The sequence below is a fragment of the Mediterranea sp. ET5 genome (genome assembly GCF_023337025.1).
Lineage (GTDB): Bacteria > Bacteroidota > Bacteroidia > Bacteroidales > Bacteroidaceae > Phocaeicola_A.
On sequence record NZ_JAMBLN010000022.1, the window covers coordinates 26,229 to 45,899 of the forward strand.

Sequence of the window (19,671 nt, forward strand, 5' to 3'; positions counted from 1 at the left end):
CCAACAATTTCATAAACTCACAAAGCAATGGAAAAACTTAAGAACGTATGGCTGCTGCTCCTCCTTCTGGTAGGCATGGCAGCATGTAGCGACGATGACGACAATGTACAAGTCACCCTCTCGACCCGGGAGGTGAAGCTCGAAGTGACAGGCGGAACGACCTCTTTCACCGTGCAGACCGTCGGTGACTGGACCATCGAGACCGACGGACAGTCGTGGTACACCGTTTCACCCCAGCAGGGGACCGGCACGACGGAAGTCACCGTGACAGCTGAAGCATCCGGGGAAGTGGCTTCGCGCAGTGCCAATCTGGTGGTGCGCAGCGGAAGTGCCCTGGCTACGCTGGTGGTCACTCAGACAGGTACGGAGAATCCTGCCGACCCGAGCAATCAGACCATCAAGGTGCGTGCCAAGGGCGGTGACCGGGAAATCGTGTTGCCGGCAAACGAAGGTTATGAAGTGACCATTCCCACGGATGCCGATTGGGTGAAGCTGAAAGAGAAGAAGTCGGGGAGTGTGGTCCTGACGCTTGCCGCCAACGAGGTGGGCGACCACTATCGTACGGCTGCCGTGACCGTCAGCAAGACCGATGGCTCGCACCTCGCCACCCTCAACCTGTCACAGAGCTGGCGCAACGTGGAGCCGGGTGAGCTGTTGTTCCAGGAGGTCTTCCTCACCAGCAACCTGATTGCCGAGACCGGAAAGACCGACTCGCGCAACATGGAGCAGTACTTCATCCTGACCAACAACACCGACGAAGAGCTGGAAATCGGGGGCGTGGCTTTCGCCGAGAGTGCCATCACGACGCTCAGCACCACGATGACCAACCAGAAATGGGAACCGGACAACCGCGACAACGTGGCTGCCATCCAGTCGCTGTACGTGATTCCGAAGGACCGCGGCAAGCATACCCTCGCCGCCCGTGAATCCGTTCTCATTGTCAACAATGCACAGAACTACAAGGCGACCAATGCCACCTCGTTCGACCTGACGGGAGCCGATTTCGAGTGGTACAACGAGTCGACCGTCAGCTCGATGATGGACGTCGACAACCCCGATGTGCCGAACATGGATGTATGGATTTCCAACTCCATGACCATCTACATCCTGAACGTGCAGATGAACCACGGCTTTGTGTTGGTATCCCTGCCTGCCGACCTGACCGCCGCCACCTTTGTGGACAACGATGCCTATCTCTGGAGCGGCACACGCTCCTGGCAGGTGGCTTCGACCGGACGCGACTTCTCGACGAAGTTCAACTACCAGGCTGTTCCCAATGACTGGGTGATCGATGCGGTTGTAATCGGTACGAAGGAAGGCTTTGCCTACAATCCCTTCGGCAGTGCGCTCGATGCCGGCTTCACCTACTGTGCCGTCAACAGCGACGACACCAGCCGTTATGGGAAAGCCGTGCGCCGCAAGGCCAACACCGACGGCACCCTGGTCGACACCAACAACTCGACCAATGACTTTGAACCGGCCGTTGCCGCTTCATTGGCAAAATAATCCCTTCCCCTGTCATTGGTTTTCGATGCTTGTCAGCGCGGACGCTCCGGCGATAAAAAGCCGGCAGCGCCCGCGTTGCCTTTTCCGGAATATGCCTACTTTTGCAGGCGGAAGGCGGAGAGGTAGTGTCATCCTTTCTCCCCAAAGCCTTCTCTCCGGTAAAACCAGAAACAAATGGAAAACGACGTAAAGACCAATTCTCCGCGTGCCTGGCTGCTTGCCGCACGTCCCAAGACCCTCTCTGCTGCGGCAGTCCCGGTCATGGTCGGTTCGGCACTGGCAGCCGCCGACTTGGGTGCAGACTTTCAGGTCCTGCCCTGTGTGCTCTGCTTCCTGTTTGCCTTCATCATGCAGATTGACGCCAATTTCATCAACGACTATTTCGATTTCCGCAAAGGGAGTGACCGCACCGACCGGCTCGGTCCCGAGCGTGCCTGTGCACAGGGATGGATTACGCCCCGTGCCATGCAGGGAGGCATTGTCGTGACTACGCTGCTTGCCTGTGTGGCAGGCTTGCCGTTGCTGTGGATTGGCGGATGGGAGTTGTTGCTGGTGGGAGCCGTCTGTGTGCTGTTCGCCTTCCTTTATACCCTCGGGTTGTCCTATCGCGGATGGGGCGACGTGCTCGTGCTGGTGTTCTTCGGTTGGGTGCCGGTCTGCTTCACCTACTATTTGCAGACGGGTGTCTGGACCTGGGCATCCGTGGTCTGTGCCACAGCCTGCGGACTGGTCATTGACACACTGCTCATGGTCAACAACTTCCGCGACCGCGACCAGGACCGCATCAGCGGCAAGCGTACCGTGGTGGTCCGTTGGGGGGCACGTGCCGGCAGCACCGGTTACTTGTGGCTGGGCTTCCTCTCCTGCGTAGGTTGCCTGTCGCTTGTGGCAGGCGGTTATCTGTGGGCAGCAATCCTGCCGCAGTTCTACCTGCTCCTCCACATCAGGACCTGGCAGCTCATGGTCAGCCTCCATCAGGGCCGTGCGCTCAACCGGGTGCTGGGCATGACGGCACGCAACATCTTCCTTTTCGGATTGCTGCTCACCGTCGGGTTGCTGTTGCAGTGCCTGGGATAGAGGATGCGGGGACTAGCCTTTCGTCTTCTCTGTCAGCAGGGCGAGTCCCTTGGCTGTCAGCAGGTACTTCTGACGGGGATGCTTGGGCTTGTCGGGATAAAGCATGGCGACAACTCCCTCCTGCATGGCAGGCGTCAGGTAGGTGTCTATGAAGCTCTCCCGGTTCTTCAGTCCCAGGGCAGCCAGCATGCTCTTGACGGACAACTGCTGACGGTTCAGTACCTCGATTAGCCGATGGACGTTCTCATTGGGTATGTTCCAATGACTGTCGTTACTTGTCGGGTTACTTGTCGGGTAGCTTGTCGGGTTACTTGTCGGGTCAGGTAGTTTCTCAGGGGCATTGACCAAGAGATAACGGTTGCGCAGTTCGTTCTGTTCACCCATCAGCAGGTTGCGAAGGAAGCGTTCCAGATATTCGCGGTTGGCCGTGATGCCTTTTTGGATATTCTGATAGTTGGCACGCACCAATGCGTTTCTGAAGTACCACGCATGTTTGGCAAACAGGTCGTTTTCGATGTGAAATCCCATGGAACGTAAATACTTGATGGCGAATACGGCTGTTGTCCGGGTATTTCCCTCTCCAAAAGGATGTATCTGCCACAGTCCTGCAATGAACCGGGCAAAATGCCGGATGAAGCCTTCCGGATTTACTCCGGAATAGTCGAACTGCCGTTCCTGTTCCAGGTCATATTCGATGGCCCTCCGGATATCCGGGGCAGAAACATAGAGGACACTTTCTCCTCGCAATACCCATTCCCTTTTGGAGATGTTGTAGTCTCTGATTTGACCGGCGAATTTGAATATCCCGTCAAAAATCCGTCGGTGGATGGAAGTCAGTCCCACCAATGTGAATGCAAAGGTCTGTTCCGTCAATAGTCGTCGGATATTGACGGAAGCCTTGTCTGCCTCATGCTGTTCTTCGTCTTCCTCAGTATGGATTCCCTTTGATTCATAATAGCTGTGTATCAGTCGGGAAACTTCGTCGATGTCAATCTCTCCTTCGATGTCTTTACGGACGGTGTCCAGCAGATAGTCGGACGTTTTCAGTCCATCGACGGCTTGAAGACCGATGGCGGTCTGCCAGGCATAACTTTTTGCCCGCTTGTCCGGTTCACTTTGATGCAGGTATTCGTCAAAATCAATCATAGGTCTCTTTTAGGTTTTGCAATGTTCGCAAAATATCTTGGAATCTCCAAGCAAAGATACAACATTCAGGCAGGTATTCCGTCTCTTTCTCCCCGGATTGACAAAGTGTCAAAACGTCAAACGAATCGTTTGAGAAGGGGCTTCCTTGCACCCGAAGACGAGTCGATGAGCAAAAATGTCCTTCTGGAGCGATTCGCAAAATACACATTGTCGGCGTTTGATGGAAAATGGTTGCTCCGGGAGAGGAGGAGTGTCTGCTACGATAACTTTCTGAGAAGATGAGGCTTCCCGTTGGGTACGATTTAATAGTTGCAAAAGTTGCGTGCTCTCGTTCCTTCTGGAGAGCGGATGTCAAGATTTTTGTTTCGTTTTTCTCTTTTTCATACATCGACGGACCAAACAATATTGTTTCACTCGTCAAACAATATTGTTTCACGTGCCAAACACAAGTGTTTGACGTCTCAAACAATATTGTTTCGCGCATGAAAAAGAAGTGTTTTGTGTGAACAACTATTAAAATCATAGGCAGTCTGGCTTGTCAATGTGAAGCAGATTTAGCATTTGCTCGCTAGTTTGCCGCATTTCCTCGAAGTACGCGTTAGCTGAAAAAACGGGATTCGGGAAATTGTGAAAGCAAATAAGGACTTTTGCTTTCTATTTGTCTTCCGGTAATTCCAGGCTCTTGGCATGACTCGAACTCTCGGTGAAGAAGTCCGACAGCGTGGCGAAATACGTGTGCCGCATAGAGGACTTGTCAATCGTCCACATTTCCTTAGGTAATAATTGATTATAGCATCACTTATCTGAAGAAAGAAACAAAAATATATTCGAGCATCCTCTTGACTTGGTCACTTGACTTAGTCACTTCCCCTACGAAAGTGACTAAGTGAAAATGACCAAGTGAAACACTTCACAACTGTCCGCACTGTCCTTTGCTGCAATCAAGGCGTTGAAATGAACTATCCACCAGTAACCGCCGAAAGGCTTCTCAAAGCGATTGAGTATTATAACTTTTTAAAGAAAGATTATCGACCGATGTTTGGATGGGTCTCGATAAAAACCACTATTTTTGCAATCTGATAATTATCGAATTAAATTTTTTATGGAGCTTGATATTCTCACGGCGATTTCGCCGATTGATGGACGATACAGGAGCAAAGCGGGAGCTTTGGCTTCTTACTTTTCAGAATATGCACTTATCAAATACCGTGTGCAGGTTGAAATAGAGTATTTTATCACGTTGTGTGAACTTCCTCTGCCGCAATTGGACGGCATCGACCACAACCTGTTTGAAACATTCAGAAATATCTACCGTAATTTCTCGGAGGCGGATGCTGCCCGCGTGAAGGAGATAGAGAGCGTGACCAATCACGATGTGAAAGCCGTTGAATACTTCATCAAGGAACAGTTCGACCGCATCGGAGGACTGGAAGCCTACAAGGAGTTTATTCATTTCGGACTGACTTCTCAGGACATCAACAATACGTCGGTGCCCCTTTCCATCAAGGATGCACTCAACGACGTCTACTATCCCCAGCTGGAGGAGCTGATTGCCCAGTTGCGTACGTATGCCGATGAGTGGGCAGACATCCCGATGCTGGCAAAGACTCACGGACAACCGGCATCACCCACCCGTCTGGGAAAAGAGATAATGGTCTTCGTTTACCGACTGGAACGTCAGCTTGCCGTGCTGAAGGCTTCACCCATCACTGCCAAGTTCGGCGGTGCGACGGGAAACCTCAACGCACACCATGTGGCTTATCCGCAATATGACTGGAAGGCATTTGCCAACAAGTTTGTGGCTGAAAAGCTCGGGCTGGAGCGTGAGCAGTACACGACGCAGATTTCCAACTACGACAACCTGGGTGCCATTTTCGATGCCATGAAGCGCATCAACACCATCATGATTGACATGAACCGCGACTTCTGGCAATACATCTCGATGGAATACTTCAAGCAGCGCATCAAGGCCGGCGAGGTCGGTTCGAGTGCCATGCCGCACAAGGTGAACCCCATCGACTTTGAGAACGCGGAAGGAAATCTCGGCATGGCGAATGCCGTGCTCGAACACCTGTCGAGCAAGTTGCCGGTATCCCGCCTGCAACGCGATTTGACTGACTCCACGGTGTTGCGTAACGTCGGTGTTCCTTTCGGACACACGGTCATCGCCATCCAGAGTTCGCTGAAGGGACTCCGCAAGCTGTTGCTCAACGAGCCTGCCATCTACCGTGACCTGGACAACTGCTGGAGCGTGGTGGCAGAAGCCATCCAGACCATCCTGCGTCGTGAGGCTTACCCGCATCCCTACGAGGCGCTGAAGGCTCTGACGCGTACGAATCAGGCGATTACCGAAGCATCCATCAAGGAGTTCATCGAGCAGCTCAATGTAAGTGAGGACATCAAGAAGGAGTTGCGTGCCATCACTCCGCACAACTACACAGGCATGTAAAGTTAACATTAGCCCGCGAGGGCGAACATTTTAATATACCATAAACCGTAAAAACATGAGTACAGATCAAGAAAACTGGCAGGAGAATTCGGAAGAGAATTCCAATGCACGCGAAGAATCACGTTCGTTTAATAGAGAGTATAGAAAGGTGAATTACAACCGCGACGAAAACAACAACGCCGAGGGGCGTGCGTTCCGTCCTTCTTCGTTCAACCGCTTCGGAGGTGAAGGTGGAGGAAACTCATACAATCAGGACCGTCCGCGTCGTCCGCGCATCAGCCGTCCGACACCCCCTGCAGGTGAACCGGCATACCGTGCTGACGGCAATGAAGGACAGCGCCCGCGTCGTCCGCGTATAGGCGGAGGAAATGCGCCCGCTTACCACAGCGACGGCAATCAGGGATACCGTGGCGGCGACCGTCAGAACAACTACAACCGTCAGAATGACCGTCAGCGCAGCTACAACCCGAACTTCCGCAATGCGAACAACGGTGAAAGACGTCCCTGGCGTCAGAACAACTATAACAACGGCAACCGCTACGACAACGGCAACCGTTATGACAATAACGGAGGCAACCGCTACGAGCCGAACGGCAACCGCTGGGAAAACGGCGACGGACAGCAGTCGCAACAACGTTCGGGCTTCCGTCGGCAGAACAACTACAACAACGGTGGTTATAACAATGGCGGTGGCTACAACCGGGGTGGAAACTCTTATGGACAGGGCGGAGGATACCGTCAGGGTGGCTACAACAACAACCGCGGTCAGGGCGGCTTCCGTCGTCGGACGGCCGATTATGACCCGAATGCGAAGTACAGCCGCAAGAAGCAGTTTGAATACAAGGATGTGCTGACCGACCCGAACGAGCCGATCCGTCTGAACAAATATCTTGCCAATGCCGGCGTATGTTCACGTCGCGAGGCTGACGAATACATCACTGCCGGAGTCGTTTCGGTGAACGGTGAAGTGGTGACTGAACTGGGTACGAAGATCAAGCGCAGCGACGAGGTGAAGTTCCACGACCAGCCGGTGACCATCGAACGCAAGGTATACGTGCTGCTGAACAAGCCGAAGGATTGTGTGACGACTTCAGAAGATCCGCGGGAACGTAAGACAGTCATGGACTGCGTGAAGGGTGCCTGCAAGGAGCGCATCTATCCGGTGGGCCGTCTGGACCGCAACACGACCGGTGTGCTGCTGCTGACGAACGATGGCGACCTGGCTTCGAAGCTGACCCATCCGAAGTACCTGAAGAAGAAAATCTATCACGTACACTGTGACAAGAACGTGGCTCAGGCTGACCTCGACAAGATTGCCGCAGGCATCACGCTCGATGACGGCGAAATCCACGCTGACTCCATCAGCTATGCTTCCGATACCGACAAGTCGCAGGTGGGCATTGAAATCCACTCCGGAAAGAACCGCATCGTGCGCCGTATCTTTGAATCGCTGGGTTATCGTGTCACCAAGCTCGACCGTGTGTTCTTTGCCGGACTGACCAAGAAGAACCTGCGTCGCGGACAGTGGAGATACCTGACAGAGAAGGAAGTCAACATGCTCCGCATGGGTGCTTTCGAGTAAAACATTTTTCAACTTTCGCATGCGCAAGGTGTGGGAGGACAGGGCTACTCATGCCTTGTCTACTGTCAGACCGGGTGCATGCGGAACTTTAGTTACATGATATATTATGGAAACAATTCGTAGAACAAAGGTTGTCGACCTGCTGAAGCGTACCGACGTCGGTGCGCAAGTCAATGTGAAAGGCTGGGTACGTACCCGCCGCGGTAGTAAACAAGTCAACTTCGTGGCTATCAATGATGGTTCTACTATCAATAATGTACAGGTGGTGGTCGATGTGGAGAAGTTCGACGCCGACATGCTGAAACTCATCACGACCGGTGCCTGTCTGAGCGTGAACGGTGTGCTGGTGGCTTCCGTCGGTTCCGGTCAGGCTGTGGAAATCCAGGCTACGGAAATCGAGGTGTTGGGTGCTTGCGACAATACCTATCCCTTGCAGAAGAAGGGTCACTCGATGGAATTCCTTCGGGAGATAGCCCACTTGCGTCCGCGTACGAACACGTTCGGTGCGGTGTTCCGCATCCGTCACCACATGGCGTATGCCATCCACAAGTTCTTCCATGACAAGGGCTTCTTCTATTTCCATACACCCATCATCACGGCTTCTGACTGTGAGGGTGCCGGACAGATGTTCCAGGTGACGACCATGAACCTGTATGACCTGAAGAAGGATGAGAAGGGTTCCATCATCTATGACGACGACTTCTTCGGCAAGCAGGCCAGCCTGACTGTCTCCGGACAGCTCGAAGGTGAGTTGGCAGCTACTTCACTCGGTGCCATCTATACGTTCGGTCCGACGTTCCGTGCTGAAAATTCGAACACGCCGCGTCACTTGGCGGAGTTCTGGATGATTGAGCCGGAAGTGGCCTTCAACGACATTACCGACAACATGGACCTGGCGGAAGAATTCATCAAATTCTGCGTGCAGTGGGCACTTGACAACTGTTATGACGATGTGAAGTTCCTCAACGACATGTTCGACAAGGGACTGATCGAGCGTCTGCAGAGTGTGCTGAAGGAAGAGTTTGTCCGCCTGCCTTACACCGAAGGTATCAAGATTCTGGAAGATGCCGTAGCCAAAGGCCATAAGTTCGAATTCCCCGTATACTGGGGTGTGGACCTGGCATCCGAGCACGAACGTTTCCTGGTGGAAGACCACTTCAAGCGTCCTGTCATCCTGACGGATTATCCGAAGGACATCAAGGCCTTCTACATGAAGCAGAACGAAGACGGCAAGACCGTGCGTGCGATGGATGTGCTGTTCCCGAAGATTGGCGAGATTATCGGCGGCTCGGAGCGTGAGGCAGACTACGACAAGTTGCTCAACCGCATCAACGAGCTTCACATCCCGATGAAGGACATGTGGTGGTATCTCGATACACGTAAGTTCGGTACCTGTCCTCACTCCGGTTTCGGATTGGGCTTTGAGCGTCTGTTGCTCTTCGTGACAGGTATGACGAACATCCGCGATGTCATCCCGTTCCCGCGTACCCCGCGGAATGCCGAGTTCTGATATTTTCAGAGACTGATATAAACAAAGCCGTGCCCGGTTCCACTTGACGGAATGGGCACGGCTTTGCTGTTCCTGTAGCTCTGTGTGCGGACTTGCAGGACAGGGCATAAAAAAAGAAGGAGGCTTTTGCAAGTCTCCTTCTTTTGTACACCCTCAGGGGCTCGAACCCTGGACCCATTGATTAAGAGTCAATTGCTCTACCAACTGAGCTAAGAGTGCATTTCTCATTTGCGCTTGCAAAGGTAGAGCTTTTTTTGAAAGTACCAAAACATAGGCGCAACTTTTTTCCAATTTTCTTCAGATAAGCCCCTCTGCAGGGTACCATGAAGCCGCATTTACTTTGTTTTGCGGGATGTTTGGCCGTTTGGGGAGGTTTGAGGGGACAATCTTATCTGAAAATGCAAAAGTAATATCCAATAGTGTAAGGCACAGGAAGGGGAATCGGGCTATATTTGTCCACGTACCAAAATTCAATATCATGAACACACGTTTCCTTCTGCTTGCAGCTGCAATGACCGCGGCAGGTGTCCTTCAGGCACAAAATCCGGTCATCAGGGACCAGTTCTCGGCAGACCCGACAGCGCGGGTCTTTGACGGGAAGGTATACATTTATCCTTCACACGACATCCCCAGTCCTGTCGACCGTCTGAAAGAGTGGTTCTGCATGGCGGATTACCATGTATTCTCTTCGACCAACCTGACCGACTGGACCGACCACGGAGTCATCCTCACCCAGAATGAAGTACCCTGGGTGCAGTCGGACTCCTATTCCATGTGGGCTCCCGATTGTGTATGCAAGGATGGTAAATACTACCTTTACTTTCCCAGTACTCCCAAGGGTGAAGGCAGGCGTGGTTTCAACATCGGTGTGGCCGTTGCCGACCACCCGGAGGGTCCTTTTACTCCCGAGACAGAACCCATAGCCGGAATCTTCGGTATCGATCCTTGTGTACTCATCGACACCGATGGGGAAGCATACATCTACTGGTCTGGGAGAGGCATGTCGGTTGCCAGGCTGAAACCCACTATGACCGAATTGGCGTCTGAGCCGGTACCGGTGCAAGGATTACCTGACGGATTCAAGGAGGGACCTTACGTATTCAAGCGCAAGGACAAGTATTACTTTACGTTCCCTTGGGTACAGGACAAGACTGAAACATTGGCGTATGCTATGGGAAACAGCCCTATGGGACCGTTTACCTTCCAAGGCGTCATCATGGACGAATCTCCCGTCGGTTGCTGGACCAATCATCATTCCATCACGGAATACAACGGTCAGTGGTACCTCTTCTATCACCATAATGATTACTCCCCACAGTTTGACAAGAACCGTTCGGTGCGTATCGACTCTTTGTTTTTCAATGCGGACGGCACTATCAGGAAAGTGAAACCTACCTTGCGCGGTGTAGGAGTAACCCCTGCACGGAACCGGATTCAGGTCGACCGTTATACTGCAATCAGTCCCTACGGAGTAACCATTGACTACCTGAATCCTGCCAATCCATTCGACGGCTGGCAGGCATTGCTTCTCCGGGCAGACACTTGGCTGGTCTATAACAGTGTGGACTTTGGCGCCATTCCGGTCAAACGGCTTAAAGCGCGTGTCCGTTCGGAGAAAGGCGGAGAGATTATTTTGCGGACCACCGGTGATAAAGGAGTAATCCTTTCCCGGTTACTTGTCGAACCGACGGAACAATGGACGGATTTAGATACGGATATCCTCCATGCACCTTCCGGTGTACAGAACCTGAGGGTCGAATCAGTCGGACAAGCTCCGGTCGCCATCGATTGGCTCTGTTTTGAATAGCTCTGTCCTGTTAACAATCGGGACGCATACTCATGCACACTAATACCATTACCCTATGAACACATACCTTTTACACTTCGCATCCTTTTGCCGCAAGTCCGTCCTGACCTTGGTCAGTATGCTGATGCTTCATGCTTGCGGACAGGACAGGTCCCCGTCTTTTACACAAACCAATGACTTGGTCCTCAATGATTCCAGTTATTTCGAGACCCGTGGATTGAACTATTTCGTCTTCAGCAATAATTACGATGACATGTTCGATGACTCCAAGGTGAGTGCCGTGGAAATCATCCAGCACGGAATTCGAATAGCAACCAACGGAGATGTCCGTCTCAAGCCGACACCGGGACAATGGGACAAGTTGCCTAGATTCATCCGTCGTACGGTAGACAAGACAGCCAAACGCATCCAGGTTGAGCTGGAATATCCGCAATATGCATTTGCTTATACCTTGAGTGGGGAGGCTCGCGACGGAGGGTTCTATCTCAGTATTTCAACGGACAAGGCGCTCCCCGATTCATTGGTGGGAGTGGCAGGACTCAATCTGGAGTTCTTCCCGCCCTTATTCGTCGAGCATTCCTACCTGATGGACGGCAAGCCCGGTCTATTCCCGACTTCTGCTGCCGACAACATGACTGTTATCGACGGTACGGTCGAACCGACTCCGATGGCTGTTGGAACTGAAGTTGAGATTGCCCCGGATGATCCCCGAAGGCATGTCTCCATCCGCACCACACAGAAAGATAGCAAGCTGATGCTTTTTGACGGACGCAACAAGCAGCAGAATGGCACCTTCGTCGTGCGTACCTTGCTGCCAGCTGATAGAACCGGGAAAATAGCTGAATGGTTCATACAGGCCGAAACCGACATCCATTGGTTGCGTACGCCTGTCATCAGCTATTCGCAGGTAGGCTATCATCCGGCACAGCAGAAAATCGCCGTAATCGAATTGGACAAGAACGACAAGCCGCTTTCAGATGTAACCCTTTACCGGGTTGGTTCTGATGGCTCTCTGACGGTTGCCTTGTCGGGTAAACCTGCTGTATGGGGTATGTATACTCGCTATAACTACCTGCAGTTCGACTTTTCGCAAGTGAAGGAGCCTGGTATCTATCAGATTGCTTACGGTGAGCAGCTGAGTGGTCCGTTCCCGATTGGCACGGATGTGTATCGGCGTGCCTGGTATCCGACGTTGGATGTCTTCATGCCGGTACAGATGGACCACATGTTTGTTCGGGAGGCTTACCACGTATGGCATGGTGCAGCACACCTTGACGATGCCCGTCAGGCTCCGGTCAACTATGCGCATTGGGACGGTTGGCGACAGGGACCCTCGACAGACAACAAGTTCAAACCCGGACAGCACATTCCGGGACTGAATGTGGGTGGCTGGTTCGACGCGGGCGACTTTGACATACAGACTCCCTCGCAGCAGCAGACCGTACAATCACTGGTAGATACCTGGGAAGAGTTTGCCCTCGCCCACGATGAAACGACTGTCAGCCAAGAATCACGTTATACCGAAATGCATCTGCCTGACGGCAAACCAGACATCCTGCAACAAATCGAACATGGTACCTTGCAGCTTGTGGCGCAAGTCCATGCTGTGGGGTATGCCATCCCCGGCATCAATGAGTCACACCTTTACCAATACCGGCATTTGGGGGATGCGGTTACCAAAACCGACGGTATAGCCGGTAATGAGGACGACCGCATGGCATTCACTAACCGTACAGCTGCCCTCAATTACGGTACTGCCACAGCGCTTGCCGCTGCTGCACGGGTGTTGCCCGACATTAATCCTGAGCTTGCCAGAGATGCGTTACGTACCGCTGAATTTATCTGGAAGGATGAACACAGCCGTGAGCCGGAGACAGAGGAGGTATCGACCCCTCCTTTCAACCAGTTCCGTCGCTCGGTTGTGCACGAGAGCCGTGCAGCTTTTGAACTTTGGCGTACGACTGGTGACAAAGTCTACAAGACACGTATGGATGAACTGCTTCCGGAAGTGACCAGCCAGTTCAATTGGAACTTGTCGTTCATCGTTCGCATACTGCCATTCATGGAGGATGTCTTCAGGCAGCAGGTAAAGCCGCAACTTGAAGCCTACGTGGCACAACTGGAGAAATTGGACACTCGGAATCCTTTTGGCATCAGCATCAGTTTGAGTAACTGGGCAGGTAATGGCATGATACTTCGTACGGGTATCACCAATTACCAGATACATAAGATTTTCCCTGAAATGGTTAATCCTGAGTTAATATTCCGCAATTTGAACTATATCTATGGTTGCCATCCCTACCATAACCGTTCCTTCGTGTCAGGAGTAGGGGCACAACCCAAGAAGATAGGTTATGGCAATAACCGGGCTGACCATTCCTTTATTCCCGGTGGCATTGTGCCGGGTGTTCGCCTCCTGAAGCCGGATTTCCCGGAGAATCGCGACGATTATCAGTTCCATTGGAGTGAGAATGAGTATGTCATCTCTCTGGCGCCCGAGTACATCTATTTGGTAAATGCGGTAGATCGGCTGCTGAAATGAGGGTGATTTGCTTTCATATATCTGATTTTATAAATGAAATACCTGAAAATAGAAGCTTGAAAGTGTGTTGAGCGTGTAATATTGCATTCGCATTCAAGCATTAAAAACATACCATGATGAAACAGAAATTGCTTTTTATTCTCAGTGCCCTTGTCTTGTTGGCAGGATGTGCACAACGTCCGCAATTGCCCACTTTCCGAAATACCGGCAATCCGCTTATCAAAGACAAGTTTACGGCAGACCCGGCTCCCTTGGTGCATGACGGTACTCTGTATCTTTATGTGGGACACGATGAGTATTATGAAGGTCAGGACACGGCTCACGGCGGGAAAGAATTCAATATCACCGAATGGCTCTGCTATTCAACGAAAGACATGCAGACCTGGACTGACCACGGTGTTGTTCTGAAACCTACGGATTTTAAATGGGGAGTAGGAGAGGCCTGGGCATCCCAAGTGATAGAGCACAACGGCAAGTTCTATTACTACACGACGGTACAGGCTGGTGAACCTTATACCGGAAAAGCTGTTGGAGTGGCTGTCGGCGATACACCGCTTGGTCCTTTCACGGATGCCATCGGCAAGCCTCTTGTTTCCGATGACATGACGTCCAATGGTCCGCGTGGCTGGTGGAACGACATAGACCCTACCGTCCTGATTGACGACAACGGACAAGCCTGGCTGTGCTGGGGAAACGGAACCTGCTTCCTGGCTAAGCTGAAGCCGAACCTCATTGAGATAGATGGTGATATTCAGGTCGTCGATCTGCCGCGTTATGTGGAAGGTCCCTGGCTGCATAAACATGGTGACTTGTATTACCTGACGTATGCATCCCTAGGAGAAGGACGGGAAGCCATCTCGTATGCCACTGCTCCCAGCATGGAAGGTCCATGGACACCGCGAGGCGAACTGACGGGTATGGCGGAAAACAGCTTCACCATTCATCCGGGAATCATTGAATTTCAGGGGAAATGGTACTTGTTCTATCACAATGCAACGTTGACGCTGGATGGACATCCCGGAGCCATCGGACGGCGTAGTGTATGTGTGGACGAACTGCATTATAATCCGGATGGGACGATGCAGACAGTCGTACAGACCAAACAGGGAGTCTCGGAGTAATTCCATGATAATGTAGCTTTTGCAAGCTCGACTTATGATATTCATTTAACTTAAACTACCCATTCATGCTTATGAAATCAAGAATTCAGTTGTTACTGGTGTTTGTGATTTTCTGTTGCACAACGGCAATGGCACAAATCCAAGTTAAGGGTACAGTTGTCTCAGCTAACGATTCTGAGCCAATGATTGGTGTTGCAATTCGTGAAGAAGGAACGACCAACAGTTGCATCACCGATCTGGATGGTAACTACACTATCCGGGTGCAGAATAGCAACGCAACCCTTACCGTATCTTTTGTCGGTTTCAAGACGCAGACAATCAAAGTGAACGGGCGTGAGAAAATAGATATCCGTATGCAGGAGGATCTGAAGACGCTCGATGAAGTTGTTGTTGTAGGTTACGGTGTACAGCGTAAGAGTGACCTCACAGGTTCGGTCGCCTCGGTCAACGGCGATGACATCAAGAATTTATCGACCGTTGATGCCGGTGCTGCCCTTCAAGGAAAAGCTGCGGGTATTCAGATTCTGAACACATCCGGTGCTCCCGGCGAAGGTGCGAAGATCCGTATCCGCGGTTATTCGTCCAACTCTGACCAGCTGGGGCCTCTGTTGATTGTGGATGGTTTGAAGGTGGATAATATCCAATATCTTGACCCGTCCATGATTGAGTCCATCGAAGTCCTTAAGGATGCGGCATCTGCAGCAATCTATGGTGCACAGGCAGGTAATGGTGTCGTTCTGATTACGACAAAGACAGGTAGTGGCGCCAATGGCAGGCCTAAGATTACCTATTCTTTTAAGGCGATTAACCAGCGTTTGGGCAAGACTCCGGAGCTTTTTGGCGCGAAAGACTGGATTCGATACAAAGAGATGTCCGGCTATGATATGAAGACGATGTGTGAGGCTAATGGTGTGGACTACGACAACCCGTTGGAAACGAACTGGATCAAGGAAGTGTTCGGTACGAGCTGGGCGACTCAGCATGCTGTGACTTTTCAGGATGGCAACGATAAAGGGCATTTTTTCACGTCGGTGAACTACATTGACAATGATGGTATCGTACGTGGAAAGAAGGATACGTATAGCCGTCTTTCTGCACAGCTCAATGCGGACTATAAGCTCTACAAGTGGATCAGGGTAGGTACCAATACCTCGATTGAACGGTGGGCGACCCGTAACATTACTCACCAAAGTGCTTATGGTTCCATGCTTGCACCGGCGCTCTTGCTCGATCCGTTGACTCCTGTCTATTGGGATAGTACCGATGATTTCACCACCGGAATGAAAGAAGTCTATGCTACGAATCCTGAGAAGATTCTTGTGGCTCCGAATGGCAAATTCTATGCGACATCCAAATTCCAAATGGATGATAACGGGAATCCGCTGCTCCAACGTGACCGACGGAATCAGAAGAATTCGGGCTTCGCTATCCGCGGGACGGCTTTCCTGGACTTGACCCCGCTGGACGGCCTCATTATGACGTCGCGTTTTTCTTACCGTATCTCACAAAACAATAGCCATGAGTATTCTGAGCCCTACTACATGAACGGTCAGGCCAAAGCGGATGACTACTCCATATCTGCCAACGCCAACAACAACCACTACTACCAGTGGGAGAACTTCGTGAATTTCAACAAGACCTTGTTTGACAAGCACAATGTGGGTGCGATGCTCGGTATGTCCTATACAGAGTTCCGTTCGGACAATGTATCGGCTTCGGCTACAGGAACGGGTGGCAATAAGATTCTCTCCGGCGATGCTGACAACTTCAAATACCTCGACTACGTAAATTCAGCCTCAACCACAACAAAAAGTATTGGTAACCTTCCAGGTATTTCGACCAGTCTTTCTTACTTCGGTCGTCTGCTTTACACGTTTGACAATCGTTATAGTCTGCAGTTCAATTACCGTGCCGATGCCTTTGATACATCCAAGCTCCCAGCGGACAGACGTTGGGGAAAGTTCCCTTCTGTAGCCGTAGGCTGGAACATCAGCAATGAGAAGTTTATCGCGGAAAATGTGAGCCGAGACATCCTCTCATTCATGAAGTTTCGTGCTTCCTGGGGTATTAACGGTAATGTGAATGTGCTTAATAACTACCCCTATACTGCACCTATCAGCTACAATGCAGCCTGGTATCAGTATGGAGACAGTCCTGAACAATATTATGGTTCTTATCCTTCCGGACTTGCCAATCCGAATCTCAAATGGGAGAAATCCGAGCAGCTGGACCTTGGTCTTGACATGCGTTTCCTGAATGACCGCCTGACAGTCAGTCTGGACTACTATAACAAAAACACCAAAGACCTGCTGATCAACATCAATCCGGTGCCTGAGGTGTATACCAACCAGACTACGGTGAATGCCGGTGAAGTGAACAACAAGGGTTTTGAATTTGAAGCTGGTTGGAGAGACCATATCGGTGACCTTACCTACCGTGTAAATGCGAATTTCTCGACCTTGAAGAACGAAGTGACCTATCTGTATGATGACCTTCCGCGCATCACAGCCAGCAAAGGTGGAGTGGACGGAACAAACAACAAAGTGCATACTGCATTTGAGGAGGGGCACTCCATCTGGTATTTCCGTGCATTCGACTATGTAGGGGTTGATAGTGAGACCGGTGCTCCCCGATTCCGTAATCATGAAGGTGAAATCGTGAATTCCTCAGAGTTGACCGACGAGGATATGACGGATATCGGCAGTTCCATTCCGAAGTTCACTTATGGCATTACCATCAATCTCGAATATAAAGGTTTCGATTTTACGGCATTTGGAACCGGTGTGGCAGGCAATAAGATTTTCAACATACTCTACCGTGCAGACAGTCCGTTACGTAACTCCCTGAGATATTATATGGACAATGCCTGGACTCCGGAGAATCGGGGAGCCTCCATGCCGGACCCGCGTCAAGTGGCAACCGATCTCAATTTCTGGGGTTCAAGTGCCTCCATGTTCAGCGGTGCCTACTTCAAAATCAAGCAACTTCAGTTAGGCTACACTTTGCCGAAGAAACTGACACAGAAAGTGGCCGTCAAGAACCTTCGCCTCTTTGTGTCGTTGGATGACTTCTTTACATTCTCCGATTATCCGGGTATGGACCCTGAAACGGCAACGACCAGCCGGAATGGAGGGGCTGGTTTCGACATCGGTTCCTATCCCACGATGAAGAAATGTACCTTTGGTGCAAGCCTCTCATTCTAGTCGAGCAACGTATTACTTGAAAACCTCAAAAGTATGTTCATTATGAAAAAGATTCTATATTCACTCTTGGGTGCCGCTTTCCTTTTCGGTGCTTGCGAGGATCGCCTTGACATCGAGCAGAAGGGTGTCATTCCATTTGAGAATTTCTACCGTACGGACGATGATGCGCAGAATGCGCTCAACAATCTTTATCAGTCCTTCTGTCTGAACATAGCAGGCAATGAAGGCATCTATATTGCACTCCCGGTGCTCTTCAATGAACCGGGAGACGACATGTTGGCGGCAGGCAGTCAATACGGTGACAATGATTTTGGCGCACAACTGAATGAGTTCCGTTATGACTCGCAGAACGAAGTGATTAAAAATGCCTATTGGGGACTGTACGGTGTCATTTATGATACCAATCTCATTCTTGATAACGTAGAACCTGAAACGAATGTCAAGAAACGTGTATGCGCAGAAGCGCGTGCACTCCGTGCTTGGGCACACTTTATGCTGACTATCGGATGGAATTGCCCTCCTTTGGTGGACCATATCCTTCCGGGAGATGCCAAACCGGCGAACTATGAAGGCGGGCATGACAAACTCCTCGAATGGTGTGCATCGGAAGCCGAAGCTGCGGTGAGTGACCTGGATGAACGCACCAGTCCTGCTGACAAGGTAGGCGCTTCCAAGGTCACCAAGGGGTTTGCTCTCACACTTGCAGGGAAAGCCCGCCTCTTTATGGGCGATTATGCCGGTGCCAGGAAAGACCTCAGGCAGGTGATTGATTCTAAAAAGTATGAATTGGTTCCGACTGAGCGTTGGGCAAATCTCTTCCATACGTCAGGTGACCTCTGTGAGGAAATGATTTTCCAGGCAAACGTAGTGGAGAATCCCAATATCGGGGAATGGAGCAACTATATCCAGCGTACAGGATGGATGTTCATTCAGTTCTGGAACTGGAGGACAGACAAACTGGCTTCCATGCCTTCCTTTATCGGGGCTGATGGTTGGGGCGGTCATGCTATCCGTGCGGACTTTGCCAAACGCATGCTGGCCAACGATGGTGATTCTCCCCGTCGTAAGGCGACGTTCCTGACCGGTGACGAGTTCCTCTATGAAATGGAGTGGAACGGGACTAAAGGCAAGGGGATGACCCGGGAGCAGCTGGAGACATCCGATCAGATTGGAATCAAGAACAAGACCGGGCTTTATGGATTTGGAGGATATTTCGGGAAGAAGTTCATTGCTTGGAAGGAGGATAACGTGAAAGGCAGTTGGGGATTCAAGAATCTCACGATATTCCGTTATGCCGAAGTCCTTTTGATGTATGCTGAGGCTTGTGCACAGACGGATGATGTGGACGGGCTCGGACTGCAATGTCTTCAGGATATCCAGCGGCGTGCCGGTTCAAAACACATCTCTGAGAGACTCACCTTGGAGGAAGTTAAGAATGAGAAAGGTTTCGAAATGTGGCTGGAAGGAGTTCGCTTCCCGGACATGGTGCGCTGGGGAGATACGGAGAACGTCAAAGATAACGGGAAGAACATACCGACAACTTACGATGCCTTTTTCACAAAGGGAGAAGCAAAGCACCGCATCTATGTGGAATATTCCAACCCTAACAATGGTCCGACCGGATTTGTGAAGGGAAAGCATGAATATTTCGCCTTCCCCTATGATGCCACCTCCGTGAATATCAATCTGAAACAGAACCCGAGTGGAGGAGATAAATAAGTTGTAGAA

At 51.2% G+C, this 19,671-nt stretch carries 12 protein-coding genes and 1 tRNA gene; 10 read left to right on the forward strand and 3 right to left on the reverse strand.

Annotated elements, in window-relative coordinates:
- Positions 1-27 precede the first annotated feature (27 nt).
- Together M3087_RS12235 and menA are read left to right on the forward strand one after the other, a co-directional pair.
- Positions 28-1,506, forward strand: a complete 1,479-nt coding sequence (locus M3087_RS12235) for a DUF4876 domain-containing protein (protein WP_249096150.1) — start codon at positions 28-30, stop codon at positions 1,504-1,506.
- Positions 1,507-1,680: 174 nt separating this feature from the next.
- Positions 1,681-2,583 (forward strand): 1,4-dihydroxy-2-naphthoate octaprenyltransferase, encoded by a 903-nt coding sequence (gene menA / locus M3087_RS12240; RefSeq protein WP_022384054.1) that lies wholly within the window; start codon positions 1,681-1,683, stop codon positions 2,581-2,583.
- 12 nt (positions 2,584-2,595) lie between these two features.
- On the opposite strand, the gene M3087_RS12245 is transcribed toward menA, so the two are convergent.
- A complete protein-coding gene (locus M3087_RS12245; protein ID WP_022384055.1) occupies positions 2,596-3,729 on the reverse strand; it encodes a Fic family protein in 1,134 nt (377 codons plus the stop codon).
- Positions 3,722-4,213 carry a hypothetical protein gene (locus M3087_RS12250; RefSeq protein ID WP_022384056.1) on the reverse strand — a complete coding sequence of 164 codons (492 nt, stop codon included), beginning with the start codon at positions 4,211-4,213 and terminating at the stop codon, positions 3,722-3,724. Before M3087_RS12250 ends, M3087_RS12245 begins: the two co-directional genes overlap by 8 nt.
- Positions 4,214-4,831: 618 nt before the next feature.
- On the opposite strand from M3087_RS12250, the gene purB reads away from it, so the two are divergent.
- From purB to asnS, 3 genes are all read left to right on the forward strand, one after another.
- A complete protein-coding gene (gene purB, locus M3087_RS12255) occupies positions 4,832-6,178 on the forward strand; it encodes an adenylosuccinate lyase (RefSeq protein WP_106625657.1) in 1,347 nt (448 codons plus the stop codon).
- 55 nt (positions 6,179-6,233) lie between these two features.
- Entirely contained in the window at positions 6,234-7,760 is a 1,527-nt protein-coding gene (locus M3087_RS12260) for a pseudouridine synthase (protein WP_249096152.1), read from the forward strand.
- A 106-nt stretch (positions 7,761-7,866) separates the two neighbouring features.
- On the forward strand, positions 7,867-9,270 hold the full coding sequence (asnS, locus tag M3087_RS12265; protein WP_022384060.1) for an asparagine--tRNA ligase: 1,404 nt from the start codon (positions 7,867-7,869) through the stop codon (positions 9,268-9,270).
- Positions 9,271-9,416: 146 nt separating this feature from the next.
- Here the strand turns inward: asnS and M3087_RS12270 are convergent.
- Positions 9,417-9,489, reverse strand: a tRNA-Lys gene (locus tag M3087_RS12270).
- 259 nt (positions 9,490-9,748) lie between these two features.
- Between M3087_RS12270 and M3087_RS12275 the strand changes: the two genes are divergently transcribed.
- From M3087_RS12275 to M3087_RS12295, 5 genes are all read left to right on the forward strand, one after another.
- Positions 9,749-11,077: a family 43 glycosylhydrolase gene (locus M3087_RS12275; protein WP_249096154.1), complete on the forward strand. Its 1,329-nt coding sequence runs from the start codon at positions 9,749-9,751 to the stop codon at positions 11,075-11,077.
- A 55-nt stretch (positions 11,078-11,132) separates the two neighbouring features.
- Positions 11,133-13,619 (forward strand): glycoside hydrolase family 9 protein, encoded by a 2,487-nt coding sequence (locus tag M3087_RS12280; protein WP_249096156.1) that lies wholly within the window; start codon positions 11,133-11,135, stop codon positions 13,617-13,619.
- Between the two features lie 116 nt (positions 13,620-13,735).
- Positions 13,736-14,740, forward strand: coding sequence for a glycoside hydrolase family 43 protein (locus M3087_RS12285; protein WP_249096158.1), 1,005 nt, complete (start codon positions 13,736-13,738; stop codon positions 14,738-14,740).
- A gap of 128 nt (positions 14,741-14,868) precedes the next feature.
- On the forward strand, positions 14,869-17,943 hold the full coding sequence (locus M3087_RS12290; protein ID WP_262918982.1) for a SusC/RagA family TonB-linked outer membrane protein: 3,075 nt from the start codon (positions 14,869-14,871) through the stop codon (positions 17,941-17,943).
- A 42-nt stretch (positions 17,944-17,985) separates the two neighbouring features.
- On the forward strand, positions 17,986-19,662 hold the full coding sequence (locus tag M3087_RS12295) for a RagB/SusD family nutrient uptake outer membrane protein (protein ID WP_249096164.1): 1,677 nt from the start codon (positions 17,986-17,988) through the stop codon (positions 19,660-19,662).
- Positions 19,663-19,671: the final 9 nt, after the last annotated feature.